Source organism: Stenotrophomonas sp. YJH_SMC_80, from assembly GCF_059372495.1.
The window spans coordinates 173,247-187,825 of sequence record NZ_JCAFVP010000006.1; the positions used below are offsets into that span (position 1 = coordinate 173,247).

A 14,579-nucleotide genomic window follows, 5' to 3' on the forward strand; every position below is an offset into this window, starting at 1 on the left:
TTGGCTGCTCAGCCCCGGTATTCGTCCTTCAGCCGCACGTAGTGGTCGGCCGAATAGTGCAGCGACTCGATCTCCTTGTCGCTCAGCGTGCGTGCCGGCCGGGCAGGGTTGCCGACCCACAGCTCGCCTTCGCCCACCACCTTGCCGGGGCCGATCACCGCACCGGCGCCGACGAAGCCATGGCGCTCCACGCGGGCACCGTCGAGGATGCAGGCGCCCATGCCGATCAGGCTGTAATCGCCGATCGTGCAGGCGTGGATGATGCAGCCGTGGCCGACGGTCACGCCTTCGCCGATCAGGGTCGGGTAGCCGGCCTTGTTGTACGGGCTGTGGTGGCTGACGTGGATGATGGTGCCGTCCTGCACGTTGGTGCGTGCACCGATGCGTACGTAATTGACGTCACCGCGGATGACCGTGCCCGGCCACACCGACACGTCGTCGCCCAGTTCCACGTCGCCGATGATCGTGCACGACGGGTCGATGTACACGCGCTCGCCGAGGATGGGCATCTTGTCGCGGAAGGGGCGCAGCGGGTTCATCGGGGTCTCCGGAAATCAGGGCGTTCGCGACGATGATACCCGTGTGGTAGTGCCGGCCGCTGGCCGGCAACCGCGCGGCACGCCTGGATTTCCGTGGTTGCCGGCCAGCGGCCGGCACTACCAGAGGCAGGTGCGGCTCTTCACGCAGGCGCGTGCTCGGCCAGCATCTGCCGGAACAGCTCATCCAGCCACGCAGCATCACCTCGTCCGGCGGGCAGCTGTGGCGCCTGCGCAGTCCGGATGGCCAGTTCACGATCGATGTAGTCGCTGATCGCCGCAATGCGCGGCCCGGCGGCGACCTCGGCGCTGGCCCGCTTGACCGCCAGCAGGGCATCGATGACTTCACGCACCGCACCGTCTGGCAGCAGCCGGTCCAGCAGATCCTCGAAGGCCATCGGCGGGGGTGTCTGTTCGTGCTCTATCCACTGGCAGGCCAGCAGTGGGCGCAGCACGTACAGGTACTTCTTGGTGCGCACCGTTTCGCCACGCAGGTAGCCGCGATGGTTCGAGCGCGCCATGTTGAAGTAGTGCCACCAGGTGCCCAGCGGTGAATGGAACGCTTTCGCTGCTTCCCACAACTGTGACACCGCCGCCTGATCCTGCTGGTAGACGATCGGCGAGCGCAGCCACTCGATCAGGGTCGGATTGGATTTTGAAACCAGTCGCAGTGCCTTGCGCAGGTCCCAGCCGCTCACGTCGAGCTCATCGTCGATCGGCAGTTCGATCACATCGCGCTGCGCTTCGCCGGGACCGGTGCTCTCGTTGACGCTGAGATACCAAGGCTGGCGATGCACGTAGATGAAGCGCGCGTCGTAGTCGCTGTCGGGCGAGGAAAAGCCCCAGCCGCGGCTGCCCGACTCGCAGGCCAGCAGCACGCGTACGTCGTAGCGCTGTTCGATGTCAGCCAGGGTGGAAAGGATGGCGGCGCGCTTGTCCGGCGCGATCGGGTGGATGTCGTCCATGCAGTTGTGTTCGTAATGTCGAGCGTGCTCGACTGTAACGCAAGTGCGCACCTGTAGTGCCGGCCGCTGGCCGGCAAGCTCACGGGCGCACTTGGAATTCTGCGGTTGCCGGCCAGCGGCCGGCACTACCGGCTAGGGCTCGTAGCTGTAGCCCATGCCGTACACCGAACGGATCGGCTCGCCTTCCATGCCGGCGTCGGCCAGCTTGCGGCGCAGGTTGCGCACATGGCTGTCGACGGTGCGGTCGACCACCACGCGATGGTCCAGGTACAGCCGGTCGAGCAGTTCATCGCGCGCCCAGATCCGGCCTGGGGTGGCCAGCAGCGTGCGCAGCAGGCGGTACTCCACCGGCGTCAGGTCCAGGCCCTTGCCGTTCCAGGTGGCGCGTGCGGCCGGCTCGTCGATGTGCAGGCCACCGTTGGCGCGCGCACCCGGGTCCGGGCGGTAGCGGCGCAGCACCGCCATTACCCGCGCGACCACTTCGCGCGGACTGAACGGCTTGCAGATGTAGTCGTCGGCGCCGATCTCCAGCCCCAGCAGGCGGTCGATCTCTTCCACCCTTGCGGTGACCATGATGACCGGTACATCGCTGCTGGCACGCAGTTCGCGGCACAGGTCCACGCCGTCGCGCTGCGGCAGCATCAGGTCCAGCAGCACCAGGTCGGGCTGGTAGCGCGCGAATGCGTCGATCACCTGGCCACCGTCGTCCACCCACTCGCTGGCCATGCCGGCGGCGGCCAGGTAGTCGCGCAGTACCGAGGCCAGGCGTGGCTCGTCCTCGACGATCAGGATCTTCGTGGACGTGGCGGGCGACGTGCTCATGCAGGCTCCGGCAGGGTGATGACCACGCGCAGCCCGCCCAGCGGCGAGGGCGCGGCGTGGATGACGCCGTGGTGGGCGAGGATGATGTTGTGGCTGATGGCCAGGCCCAGCCCGCTGCCGCCACTGGCGCGGTTGCGCGAACTTTCCACGCGGTAGAAGCGTTCGAACAGCAGTGCACACTTGTCGGCCGGAACGCCCGGCGCGGTGTCTTCCACGACCAGCTGCACGCCGGCAGGCACGCGCGCTGCCTGCACGCGTACGCGGCCACCGGCATGGGTGTAGCGCAGTGCGTTTTCCAGCAGGTTGGCCAGCACCTGCTGCAGGCGCCGCTCGTCACCGGACACCTGCAACGGCGTGGCGGGCAGGTCTTCTTCCAACGCCAGGCCTGCATTGGCGAAGCGCACGCGCATGCCATTGAGTTCGCTGCGCAGCAGCGCCACCAGGTCCAGTGGCGCGAAGCGGTACGCCAGGCCGCCGGACTGGGTCATCGACAGGTCGTGCAGGTCGTCGATCAGCTTGCCCAGCTGGCGGATCTCGCCCTGCAGGCCCACCAGGTTGGCTCGGTCCAGCGGACGGATGCCATCTTCGATCGCCTCCAGCTCGGCGCGCACCACTGCCAATGGCGTGCGCAGCTCATGCGAGATGTCGGCAATGAAGGCGCGGCGGTTGCGTTCGGTATCGTCCAGCGCCTGCGCCATCCGGTTGAAGTCGTTGACCAGCGCGTCCAGCTCATCGTCACTGGTGCGCTCGATGCGGGTGGCGTAGTCACCGGCGGCCAACCGGTGGGTGGCAGCGGCCAGCTTGGCAAGGCGCTGGCGCAGCGCACGCGATACCAGCCAGGCCAGCAGTACCGTCACCAGCAGTAGCGCGATGCCGATCACCCACCAGGCGCGCACCTGGGTGTTGTAGAAATTCAGGTCGTTGGTGGCGATGACGGTCTGGAACGGCACCATGCCCAGCCAACCGACGGTCTGCCCGTCCACCTGCACCGCATGCGGCTCGTCATCGCTGGTGGCGTCGGGGTTGCCGGCCACGAAACGGTGCTGCGCGTCGAACAGGCCCAGGCGCGACGGCACGCCGGTCTGGTCGGACAGCGACGGCACCGGTCCTTCGTGCCCATGGGCCAGGTCCGGGCGCAGCAGCCGCGCCCAGCGGTCGCCATCACCGTGCAGATGCTCCCAGCCACCGTGCTCGCGGTACTCGCGCTGCAGGTGTGGCATCAGCCGCTGCATGCGCAGGTCGCCCTGGTCGTTGAGGTAGTCCAGGAAGCCGGTCTGGAAGGCCACGCGGCTGGCAATACCGTTCACTGCCAGCACCAGCAGGCAGGCGGTGAAGATCGCGAGGAAGGTCTTCGCGGTCAGGCCGAATTTGAGTCGAAACGTCGCCATCGCGGGGGCAATTAGCGGCGCATGCGGCGCTGAAAGCAAGCGCCAGCTGAGCCGGTCGCACATTCTCCATATTCTCTGCACAGTTCCACGGCAGCGTGCACGGGTCAACGCAAGGCCCCCACGCCCCCCATGTCACTCCCGCGCCCGCTGTCCCGCCCCCCCCGTCCGCTGTTGTTGCCCTTGTTGCTGGCCCTGGCGGCCTGCTCGGCGGGCAGGACCGAAGCCCCGGCCACCCCCGAAGTGGGCGTCATCACTGCCAGCGCGCAGCCGCTGGCACTGCGGCAGACCCTGCCTGGCCGGGCGGTGCCGTTCGAGGTGTCCGAGGTACGGCCGCAGATCGGTGGGCTGATCCGCCAGCGGTTGTTCACCGAAGGCCAGCAGGTCAAGGCCGGGCAGCTGCTGTACCAGGTCGATCCGGCGCCGTACCAGGCCGCCTTCGATACCGCGCGTGGCCAGCTGGCGCAGGCCGAGGCCACCGTGCTGTCGGCGCAGCCGAAGGCCGAGCGCACCCGCACGCTGCTGGGCATGGACGCAGCCAGCAAGCAGGACGCCGACGATGCGACCTCGGCACTGAAGCAGGCCCAGGCCAATGTGATCGCCGCGCGCGCGGCATTGCAGGCCGCGCGGATCAACCTCGACTACACCCGGGTGACCGCACCGATCGAGGGCCGCATCGGTACCTCCAGCGTTACCGCCGGCGCGCTGGTCGCCGCCGGCCAGGACGCGGCGCTGGCGACCATCCAGCGGTTGGACCCGGTGTATCTGGATGTCACCCAGTCCAGCACGCAGATGCTGGCGCTGCGCAAGCAGCTCGATGCCGGCCTGGTGAAGGCCATCGACGGCAAGGCACAGGTGAAGGTGCTGCTGGAAGACGGCAGCACGTATGCCCATGAAGGCACCCTGGAGTTCGTCGGCAGCGCGGTCGATCCGGGCACCGGCAACGTGGTGCTGCGCGCGGTCATTCCGAACCCGGACGGCCTGCTGCTGCCGGGCATGTACCTGAAGGCAGTGCTGCCGATGGCCACCGACGCGCGTGCCCTGCTGGTGCCGCAGAAGGCCGTGCTGCGCAATGAACGCGGCGAGCCGCTGCTGCGCCTGCTCGATGCCAGGGACCACGTGGTCGAGCGCCGGGTCAACACGGGCCAGGTAGTGGGCAACCAGTGGCAGATCACGCAGGGCCTGAAGGCCGGCGAGCGGGTGATCGTCAGCAACGGCAGTGCGGTAGCGCTTGGCCAGCAGGTGAAGGCGGTGGCGGCCACCAGCGCACAGCTGGCCGCCATGCCGGCGATCGACCCGAACGGCAACACCGACGAAAAGTCGCACTGAGGCCTGGCCCACATGGTTCGTTTCTTCATCGACCGGCCGATCTTCGCCTGGGTGATCGCCATCGCGGTCAGCCTGCTCGGCCTGCTCGCGATCCTGATCCTGCCGGTGGACCGCTACCCGCAGATCGCCCCGCCCACCATCACCATCCGCGCCACCTACACCGGCGCCTCGTCGCAGACCGTGGAAAACGCGGTCACCCAGGTCATCGAGCAGTCCCAGCAGAGCCTGGACCACCTGATGTACATGACCTCCACCAGCGCCTCCGATGGCTCGGCGCAGGTCAACCTGGTGTTCGCCACCGGCACCAACCCGGATACCGCGCAGGTGCAGGTGCAGAACCAGCTGCAGGCCGCCATGGCCACGCTGCCGCAGGCGGTGCAGCAGAACGGCCTGACCATCACCAAGTCCAGTGGTTCGATCTTCGAGGTGCTGTCGTTCACCAGCGAAGACGGCAGCATGGACAACTTCGATGTCGCCAACTTCATGGAAGCGCGCATCGACGACCAGATCAGCCGTGTCAGCGGCGTCGGCAACATCCAGCCGATCGGCCAGGAATACGCCATGCGTATCTGGCTGGACCCGGAAAAGATGCGCCAGTACGCACTGATGCCGTCGGACATCGAGACCGCACTGCAGGCGCAGAACACCGACGTGTCGGCCGGTGAGCTGGGTGGCCAGCCGGCGCTGAAGGGCCAGCAGCTGGACGCAACCGTGACCGCGCGCAGCCGCCTGCACACGCCCGAGCAGTTCGCGCAGGTGGTGCTCAAGGCCGATGCCAACGGCAGCGTGGTGCACCTGGGCGACGTGGCGACGATCGGCCTGGGGCCGGAGAGCTACGACAGCATCAGCACCTTCAACGGCAAGCCGTCGGCCTCGCTGGGCATTGAACTCAATGCCGGTGCGAACGCGATCGCCGTCTCCAAGGCCATCGATGCACGGCTTCAGCAGCTGCAGAAGTATTGGCCGCACGGCTACACCGCCCATGTGGCATTCACCACCACGCCGTTCGTGACCATCTCGCTGAAGGAAGTGGTGATCACCCTGATCGAGGCGATCGCGCTCGTCGTGCTGGTGATGTACCTGTTCCTGCAGAACTGGCGGGCCACGTTGATCCCGACCATCGCGGTGCCGGTGGTGCTGCTGGGCACGTTCGGCGTGCTGGCCGCGTTCGGGTATTCGATCAACACCCTGACCATGTTCGCGCTGGTGCTGGCCATCGGCCTGCTGGTGGACGATGCCATCGTCGTGGTGGAGAACGTGGAGCGGGTGATGACCTTCGAAGGGCTGGCACCGAAGCGGGCCACGCTGAAGGCGATGGGCCAGATCACCGGTGCGCTGGTCGGCATCGTGCTGGTGCTGACCGCGGTGTTCCTGCCGATGGCGTTCTTCAGCGGTGTCACCGGCGTGATCTATCGCCAGTTCTCGGTGACGATCGCTGCTGCGATGATCCTGTCGGTGCTGGTGGCGATGACCATCACCCCGGCGCTGTGCGGCAGCATCCTGCGTCAGATTCCCAAGGGCGGCCATCCGCATGGCGACCACGCTGGCGAGCCGAGCCTGCTGGGCAAGTTCTTCATCTGGTTCAACCACCGCTTCGAGCGCACTTCCAACGGCCTGCGCCATCGCGTGGATGGTTTCCTTGGCCGGCGCACGCTGGGGGTACTGTTCTACCTGGTGCTGAGCGTGGCCACCGGCCTGCTGCTGTGGCACCTGCCGGGTGCATTCCTGCCCGATGAGGACCAGGGCATGCTCAACGCGCTGGTGAAGCTGCCAGCCGGCTCCACCCTGGAGCAGACCCGTGCGGTGATGGATCGCCTCAGTGCCGCCGCAGTGAAGGACGACAGCGTGCTGTCGATCCAGGCCACCGCCGGTTTCAGTGTCACCGGCAGCGGGCAGAACGTCGGCCAGGCCTTCATCCGGCTCAAGGATTGGGATGACCGCAAGGACGACGCCGATACCATCGCCGCACGGTTGACGCGGGCGATGGCCAGCGTGCCCGATGCGCAGGTGTTCATCACCTCGCCACCCGCCATCCTTGGCCTCGGCGATGCGGGCGGTTTCACCCTGGAACTGCAGGACGAAGGCGGTGCCGGCCATGCCGCCGCCGTGGCCGCGCGCAACACGCTGCTGAAGGAAGCCGCCAAGGACCCGAAGCTGGTCAACGTGCGCTACGCCAGCCTGGAAGACGCGCCGGTATACGCCGTGAAGGTGGACGACGCCAAGGTGCAGGCCATGGGCGTGAACCCGCAGGACGTCAATGACACCTTGAACGCGGCGCTGGGCGGCGACTTCGTCAACAACTTCATCTACAAGGGCCGCATCAAGAAGGTGTTCATCCAGGGCACCGCCGAAGCACGCATGCAGCCGCAGGACATCGAGCGCTGGAGCGTGCGCAACCAGGCCGGGCAGATGGTGCCGCTGTCGTCGCTGATCAGCACGCATTGGACCAGTGCGCCGGCCGCACTGCAGCGCTACAACGGCATCTCGGCGATGGAAATCACCGGCCAACCGGCGCCGGGTGTCAGCTCCGGCGAGGCGATGGCCGAGATCGCGCGCCTGGCCGACACACTGCCGGAAGGCTTCAGCCACGCCTGGTCGGACATGGCCTACCAGGAACAGCTGTCGGGCAACCAGGCGCCGATGCTGTATGCCATTTCGCTGCTGTTCGTGTTCCTGTGCCTGGCCGCGCTGTATGAAAGCTGGGCGGTGCCGTTCGCGGTGATGCTGGCCGTGCCGGTAGGCGTGTTCGGTGCCGTGCTGATGATGAACCTGCGTGGCCTCAACAACGATGTGTACTTCCAGGTCGGCCTGTTGACCACGATTGGTCTGGCAGCGAAGAACGGCATCCTGATCGTCGAGTTCGCGCGCATCCTCGAACAGCAGGGCAAGAGCACCCGCGAAGCGATCCTGCAGGCCGTCTATCTGCGGCTGCGGCCGATCGTAATGACCTCGCTGGCGTTCCTGATGGGCGTACTGCCGCTGGTGTTCGCCACCGGCGCCGGTTCGGCTGCGCGCCGTTCGCTGGGTACCGGCGTGGCCGGTGGTACGGTGGCCTCGATGGTGCTGGGCATGTTCTTCGTGCCGTTGTTCTACCTGCTGGTGCGCCGCCTGTTCCCGGGCCGCGCGCCGGCCGACGCCACTGTCCCGGAGACAAGCCCATGAAGCCGATGCTGCTGCGCGCCCTGGCGGCCGCAACGATGACCGCCGTGCTGGGCGGCTGCGTGAGCATGGCCCCGCTCTACCAGCGTCCCGAGGCCCCGGTGCCGGCGCAGTTCGGCAATGCCGCCACCGGTGAGGCCGAACCGGCACCGGCGATGCCGGCCTGGCGCGACGTGTTCCTGGAACCGCGCCTGCAGCAGGTCATCGCGCTGGCGCTGCAGAACAACCGCGACCTGCGCGTGGCGGTGCTGCAGGTGGAGAAGGAGCGCGCGCAGTACCGCATCCAGCGCGCGGCACTGCTGCCGTCGGTAGATGCCAGCGGCAGTGTCACCCGTTCGCGGGTGAGCGATGCCAACAGCGAGACCGGCGTCACCCAGGTGACCGAATCCGATGCCGTGCAGGTGGGCATCAGCAGCTGGGAGCTGGACCTGTTCGGGCGTATCCGCAGCCTGAAGGACGAGGCGCTGCAGAACTGGCTGGCCAGCGCCGAGAACCAGCGCGCCGCGCGCACCAGCCTGGTCGCCGAAGTGGCGACGGCGTGGCTGGCGCTGGCGGCCGACGAGCAGTCGCTGGCATTCACGCAACAAACGCTGGACAGCCAGCAGCAGACCCTTCAGCGCACCGAGGCCCGCCATGCACAGGGGCTGGCCTCGGGCCTGGACCTGTCGCAGGTGCAGACCAGCGTGGAAGCCGCGCGCGGCGCGCTCGCCAAGCTGCAGACGCAGCAGGCGCAGGATCGTGATGCATTGCAGCTGTTGGCGGGGGCGCCGCTGGATCCGGCACTGCTGCCGACAACGCAGGTGCTGGAAGGCAGCGTCGCGCTGGCACCGCTGCCCGCCAACCTGCCCTCCAGCGTGTTGCTGCAGCGCCCGGACGTGCTGTCCGCTGAGCATGCGTTGCAGGCAGCCAACGCCGATATCGGTGCCGCGCGCGCTGCATTCTTCCCGACGCTGACGTTGACTGCCAACTACGGGCACAGCTCCACCGCGTTGTCGACGCTGTTCTCGGCCGGCACCCGTGGCTGGTCGTTCGTGCCCAGCATCACCGCGCCGATCTTCCATGCCGGCGCACTGAAGGCGTCGCTGGATGCCTCGAAGATCGGCAAGGACATCGGCATCGCGCAGTACGAGAAGGCGATCCATCAGGCCTTCAGCGAAGTGGCCGATGCGCTGGCCACGCGTGATCACCTGGCCGCGCAGATCGATGCGCAACGCGCGTTGGTGGCCGCCAGCCAGCGCAGCTACACCTTGGCCGATGCGCGCTACCGCACCGGACTGGATGGCTACCTGCAGTCGTTGGATGCGCAGCGCAGCCTGTATGCCGCGCAGCAGGACCTGATCGCCCTGCAGCAGCAGGAGGCGGGCAACCGGGTGACGTTGTTCAAGGTGCTGGGTGGTGGCGCGGACGCGCGGTAACGCGCCCGCCAATGTGGGTGTGTCTACCGCTCCGGTAGGTGCCGACCTTGGTCGGCACAAATGCATGCAGCATCGCGATCTGATGATTCGTGCCGACCCAGGTCGGCACCCACCAGGGCAGACTCATGTGCCGACCCAGGTCGGCACCCACCAGAAGCAGGTGCGGCCGCTTATGCCACGCGTCCGCGCCGCGCCCGCTCCAGGTGCACCAGCAGCAGCGAGATCGCCGCCGGGGTCATGCCCGGGATACGCTGCGCCTGGCCGATGGTCTGCGGGCGCACACGTTCCAGTTTCTGCAGTGCCTCAGCCGACAGCCCGCGCACGGTCGCATAGTCGAACGCCTCGGCGATCGGCGTGGCTTCGTGCCGCTGCTGGCGCTCGATCTCCTCGCGCTGGCGATCCAGGTAGCCGGCGTACTTCACGCCGATCTCCACCTGCTCGGCCACCTTGGCGTCGGCCACGGCCGGGCCCAGCGACGGCACCTGCATCAGCTGCGCGTAATCCAGCTCGGGGCGCTTGATCAGGTCCAGCACATTGGTTTCGCGGCTGACCGCCACGCCCAGCGTGTCCTGTACCTCGCGGCCCAGCGCATTGGCCGGGGTCGCCCACAGTGCGCCCAGGCGCGCGCGCTCGGCGGCGACGGCGGCCTGCTTGGTCTCGAACGCGCTCCAGCGATGGTCATCCACCAGGCCCATTTCGCGGCCGGCCGGGGTCAGACGCTGGTCGGCATTGTCCTCGCGCAGCTGCAGGCGGTATTCGGCGCGGCTGGTGAACATGCGGTAGGGCTCGTTGGTGCCGTGGGTGATCAGGTCATCCACCAGCACGCCCAGGTACGCCTCGTCGCGGCGCGGGCACCAGCCATCCAGTCCACGTACCTGGCGTGCGGCGTTGAGGCCGGCCAGCAGGCCCTGCGCGGCCGCTTCTTCATAGCCGGTGGTGCCGTTGATCTGGCCGGCGAAGAACAGGCCGTTGACCAGCTTGGTCTCCAGCGAGGCCTTCAGCCCGCGCGGATCGAAGAAGTCGTACTCGATCGCGTAGCCGGGGCGGGTGATGTGCGCGTTTTCGAAACCACGGATGCTGCGCACCATCTCCAGCTGCACGTCGAAGGGCAGCGAGGTGGAGATGCCGTTGGGATAGATCTCGATGATGCCCAGGCCTTCGGGTTCGACGAAGATCTGGTGGCTGGCCTTCTCGGCGAAGCGCACTACCTTGTCCTCGATGGACGGGCAGTAGCGCGGGCCGATGCCTTCGATCTGGCCGCTGTACAGCGGCGAGCGATGCAGCGCGTCGCGGATGATCTGGTGGGTCTGTTCGGTGGTGTGGGTGATCCAGCAGCTGACCTGCTGCGGATGCTCGTCCACCGAGCCGAGGAAGGACATCACCGGGCGCGGCGAATCACCGGGCTGCTCATCCATCACGCCGTAGTCCAGCGAGCGGCCATCGATGCGCGGCGGCGTGCCGGTCTTCAGGCGGTCCACCTGGAACGGGCGCTCGCGCAGGCGCGCGGCCAGCGTGGTGGCCGGCGGGTCGCCCATGCGGCCGGCGGCGTACTGGGTGGGGCCCACATGGATCTTGCCGGCGAGGAAGGTACCGGCCGTCAGCACCACGGCCCCGGCGTCGAAACGCAGGCCGGTCTGGGTGATGACCCCGCGCACGGCGTCGCCTTCGATGACCAGGTCATCGACCGCGGCCTGGAACACGGTCAGGTTGGCCTGGCCTTCGACGATGGCGCGGATCGCCATGCGGTACAGGTTGCGGTCGGCCTGGCAGCGGGTGGCGCGCACGGCCGGGCCCTTGGAGGCGTTGAGCGTGCGCCACTGGATGCCGGCGCGGTCGGCGGCATGCGCCATCGCACCGCCCAGGGCGTCGATTTCCTTGACCAGGTGGCCCTTGCCGATGCCGCCGATGGCCGGGTTGCAGCTCATCGCGCCCACCGTTTCGATGTTGTGGGTCAGCAGCAGGGTGCGCACGCCGGTGCGGGCCGCGGCCAGCGCGGCTTCGGTGCCAGCGTGGCCACCGCCGATGACGATGACGTCGTAACGATGGAAGGACGGATTCATGGGGGCTGTTCAGCTGGGGGCGGGCGCGGCCGGGGGGGCGGCGCCGGGGTGGCGATTTTAGCGCCATTCGGGGCCGGGACGTCGGTACCGGCCGGCCGGCGCCGAAATCAGCCCTAAAGTTGGCAGGATTTTTGCAGATAACCCAATAGCACCCACCGTGGCTGGCGCCGCAGGCGCCCGTGACCGGAATTGGAACAGGGGCCGGTACAGGCGCACGGTGGGGGAGCAGAGGGCCGGCAGTCGGGGGACTGTCCGGCCCTGTTTTTTTCTCGGGTTGCCGGGAAAGGCCCCATCCACGCATGGCGTGGATCTACTGACGCTGGGGCTCTCGCCGGTTGGCGGCCCGGCAAAACAAACGGCCCCGCATTGCGGGGCCGTCTGCCTTCAGAGGTGCCGACATCCGACAGGGCCGGAACAGGGGGGATCCAGATGTTCCTGTCGGATATCGACGTAGAGCTTTTTGCGGCGGCCCGTGTCGTTTTTGTCACTTTGTGACGCGGGCCGTCACTGTCCGCGTAGATTGCGGCTTGGACCGTGTGAAATGCAAGACGGTTCAGCGCTCAACTGTGCTCTGCGTCGCACGATCCATGTTGCGCCAGGGGGAACCGTTCATCCTCGGCGCACTCGGTGCCGGGGACGGGCGGGCCTGCGGCGCGGGCGACGGCGGCTGCATGTTCGATTGCGGCGGGCGGCGCATCGAATCCATGTTCCGCCACGGGGAACCGCCGTTGTACGACGGCCGCGGCGGCGGCGGCGGACGGTTCTCGCCACCGTTGCCGGGCGGACGCGGCGGCGGGCGGTGGTTGTGCGGCGGGCGGTAGATCGGGCGCGAGTAGTACGGGTTGCCATAGCCGCCGTAATAGCCGCCATAGCCACCGTAGTACGGGTAGCCGTAGTTGTAGGGATAGCCGGCCGGGTAGCGGTACTCCACCGACGGCGCGCCGTGGTAGTAGCCGCCACCGCGGCCACCGCCTACATAGTCGTAGGTGGTGCAGCCAGTCAGGCCCAACAACAGGCCACCGGCAAGCAACAGGCGCATTTTCATGGTGGGTCCCCCCAGAGGACGGATGTGCAGCCAGCTTCGTGCGCGGGCATTGAATCGGCCCTTAATTCGGCTGGCCAGGATGAATGGAGGCGTAGGCCTGCATGCTGGCATGACCTGTGCCCCGGTCGCCAGCGCGGGGGCATACGTTAATCTTGCGTCATGAGCGATTCACTGTTGCCCCGCGCCGATGATGTCCTGCTTGCTGCTGCGAGGATTGCCCCGCATGCCAGCGTGACCCCGGTGCTGCGCTCGCGCACCCTCGATGCAATGACCGGTGCGCAGTTGGCCTTCAAGGCCGAGCACCTGCAGCGTGGTGGCGCATTCAAGTTCCGTGGTGCCTGCAATGCGGTGTGGTCGCTGGATGCCGATCGCGCCAGTGCTGGTGTGGTGACCCATTCCTCCGGCAACCACGGCGCCGCGCTGGCCCTGGCCGCACGCACCCGGGGCATCCCCTGCCATGTGGTGGTGCCGGAGGGGGCGGTGGCCGCCAAACTGGCCAACATCGCCCGCCACGGCGCCACGCTCTGGCGCTGCCCGCCGACCATCGCCGACCGCGAGGCCACCTGCGCCAAGGTGCAGGCCGATACCGGCGCAACCCTGGTGCATCCCTATACGAACCCGGCGGTGATGGCCGGGCAGGGCACCGCGGCCCTGGAACTGCTGCACAGCGACGGCCCGTTCGACGCGCTGGTGGTGCCGGTGGGCGGCGGTGGCCTGGCCAGCGGTACCGCGCTGGCCCTGCAGCACGCCAGTCCGCAGACCCGGCTGATCCTGGCCGAGCCGGCCGGCGCCGATGACACCGCGCGCTCGCTGGCCATCGGCGAGCGCCAGGGCGCGTTCACCCCGGACACCATCTGCGATGGCCTGCGTACCCTGATCGGCGCGCCCAATTTCGAGTTGCTGCGCGCCGCCGGTGCCGAGGTGATCGTGGTCGATGACGCCGCGACGCTGGCGGCGATGCGCCTGCTGTGGGACGTGCTCAAGCAGGTGGTGGAACCCTCTTCGGCCACCGTACTGGCTGCGGTGCTGGCGCAGCCGCAGCGCTTCGCCGGCCTGCGCGTGGGCCTGGTGTTGTCCGGCGGCAACGTCGACCTGCCAGCGCTGCGCTGGGGGGCGGCGTGAGCCGCGGGCGGCACCGCGAACGCACCGGCCTGCTGGGCTGGTTGTGGCGGCTGTTCGTGCTGCTGGTGATCTGGCTGCTGGGCGTGACCGCCTGGATCGTCTGGGTGGGTGAACGCGACCAGGCCGCCAAGGCCGACGCCATCATCGTGCTGGGTGCGGCCGCCTATGACGCCAAGCCGTCACCGGTGTTCGAAGAACGCATCCGCCACGGGCTGGATCTGTATGAAGCACGCTATGCGCCACTGCTGATCTTCACCGGTGGCTATGGCGGCACCGGTGCGCGCTTCTCCGAGTCGCAGGTGGCGCGGCGTTACGCGCTGAAGCATGGCGTGCCGGACGATGCGATCCTGATCGAAACCGCTTCGCGCAATACCGTGCAGAACCTGGTTGAAGCCAAGCGGCTGATGGACCAGCGCGGCCTGCACCGGGTGATCGTCGTCAGCGATCCGCTGCACATGGCGCGCGCGCTGCGCCTGAGCAAGGCGCTCGGCATCGATGCGCTGGCCTCGTCCACGCCCAGCACGCGCTTCCGCAGCTTCCACACCAGCTGGCGCTTCCTGGTGCAGGAAATCTATTTCTTCCACCGCGACCTGGTGCGCCCGCCGTTGAGTTCGCCGGCCAATACCTGAGGGCGGAAGCCTGCGTTGCGCACGGCGTCGCATTGGGTAGTGCCGGCCGCTGGCCGGCAGATGCCCCCCATGGAATCGTGAGGTTGCCGGCCAGCGGCCGGCACTACCAGAC

Annotated in this window: 11 protein-coding genes; 5 read left to right on the forward strand and 6 right to left on the reverse strand. The window is 68.0% G+C overall.

What is annotated here, in order from left to right; translation table 11 throughout:
- Positions 1–8: 8 nt before the first annotated feature.
- The 4 genes from AC5P99_RS12645 to baeS form a co-directional block, all read right to left on the reverse strand.
- Entirely contained in the window at positions 9–539 is a 531-nt protein-coding gene (locus AC5P99_RS12645) for a gamma carbonic anhydrase family protein (RefSeq protein ID WP_005411530.1), read from the reverse strand.
- Positions 540–679: 140 nt separating this feature from the next.
- Positions 680–1,501, reverse strand: coding sequence for a nucleotidyltransferase domain-containing protein (locus tag AC5P99_RS12650; protein ID WP_005411529.1), 822 nt, complete (start codon positions 1,499–1,501; stop codon positions 680–682).
- Between the two features lie 132 nt (positions 1,502–1,633).
- Positions 1,634–2,323: a response regulator gene (locus tag AC5P99_RS12655; protein WP_005414809.1), complete on the reverse strand. Its 690-nt coding sequence runs from the start codon at positions 2,321–2,323 to the stop codon at positions 1,634–1,636.
- Positions 2,320–3,711: a sensor histidine kinase efflux regulator BaeS gene (baeS, locus tag AC5P99_RS12660; protein WP_495213210.1), complete on the reverse strand. Its 1,392-nt coding sequence runs from the start codon at positions 3,709–3,711 to the stop codon at positions 2,320–2,322. Before baeS ends, AC5P99_RS12655 begins: the two co-directional genes overlap by 4 nt.
- A gap of 129 nt (positions 3,712–3,840) precedes the next feature.
- Between baeS and smeA the strand changes: the two genes are divergently transcribed.
- From smeA to smeC, 3 genes are read left to right on the forward strand one after another with little or no spacing between them, the layout of a single operon-like run.
- A complete protein-coding gene (gene smeA, locus AC5P99_RS12665) occupies positions 3,841–5,037 on the forward strand; it encodes a multidrug efflux RND transporter periplasmic adaptor subunit SmeA (RefSeq protein ID WP_495213211.1) in 1,197 nt (398 codons plus the stop codon).
- Between the two features lie 12 nt (positions 5,038–5,049).
- Complete coding sequence (gene smeB, locus AC5P99_RS12670) at positions 5,050–8,199, forward strand: multidrug efflux RND transporter permease subunit SmeB (RefSeq protein WP_495213212.1); 3,150 nt, start codon at positions 5,050–5,052, stop codon at positions 8,197–8,199.
- Complete coding sequence (smeC, locus tag AC5P99_RS12675) at positions 8,196–9,611, forward strand: multidrug efflux transporter outer membrane subunit SmeC (protein WP_446832281.1); 1,416 nt, start codon at positions 8,196–8,198, stop codon at positions 9,609–9,611. Before smeB ends, smeC begins: the two co-directional genes overlap by 4 nt.
- Before the next feature lie 170 nt (positions 9,612–9,781).
- Here the strand turns inward: smeC and mnmG are convergent, their stop codons facing one another.
- Positions 9,782–11,671 (reverse strand): tRNA uridine-5-carboxymethylaminomethyl(34) synthesis enzyme MnmG, encoded by a 1,890-nt coding sequence (gene mnmG, locus AC5P99_RS12680; protein WP_495213213.1) that lies wholly within the window; start codon positions 11,669–11,671, stop codon positions 9,782–9,784.
- A 553-nt stretch (positions 11,672–12,224) separates the two neighbouring features.
- Complete coding sequence (locus tag AC5P99_RS12685; RefSeq protein WP_446832279.1) at positions 12,225–12,716, reverse strand: hypothetical protein; 492 nt, start codon at positions 12,714–12,716, stop codon at positions 12,225–12,227.
- Between the two features lie 159 nt (positions 12,717–12,875).
- On the opposite strand from AC5P99_RS12685, the gene AC5P99_RS12690 reads away from it, so the two are divergent.
- Together AC5P99_RS12690 and AC5P99_RS12695 are read left to right on the forward strand one after the other, a co-directional pair.
- Positions 12,876–13,838 carry a pyridoxal-phosphate dependent enzyme gene (locus tag AC5P99_RS12690; protein ID WP_049451257.1) on the forward strand — a complete coding sequence of 321 codons (963 nt, stop codon included), beginning with the start codon at positions 12,876–12,878 and terminating at the stop codon, positions 13,836–13,838.
- The gene (locus tag AC5P99_RS12695; protein WP_024958800.1) at positions 13,823–14,467 is read left to right on the forward strand and encodes a YdcF family protein; all 645 of its coding nucleotides are present in this window, start codon (positions 13,823–13,825) and stop codon (positions 14,465–14,467) included. The genes AC5P99_RS12690 and AC5P99_RS12695 overlap by 16 nt, the downstream gene beginning before the upstream one ends.
- Positions 14,468–14,579: the final 112 nt, after the last annotated feature.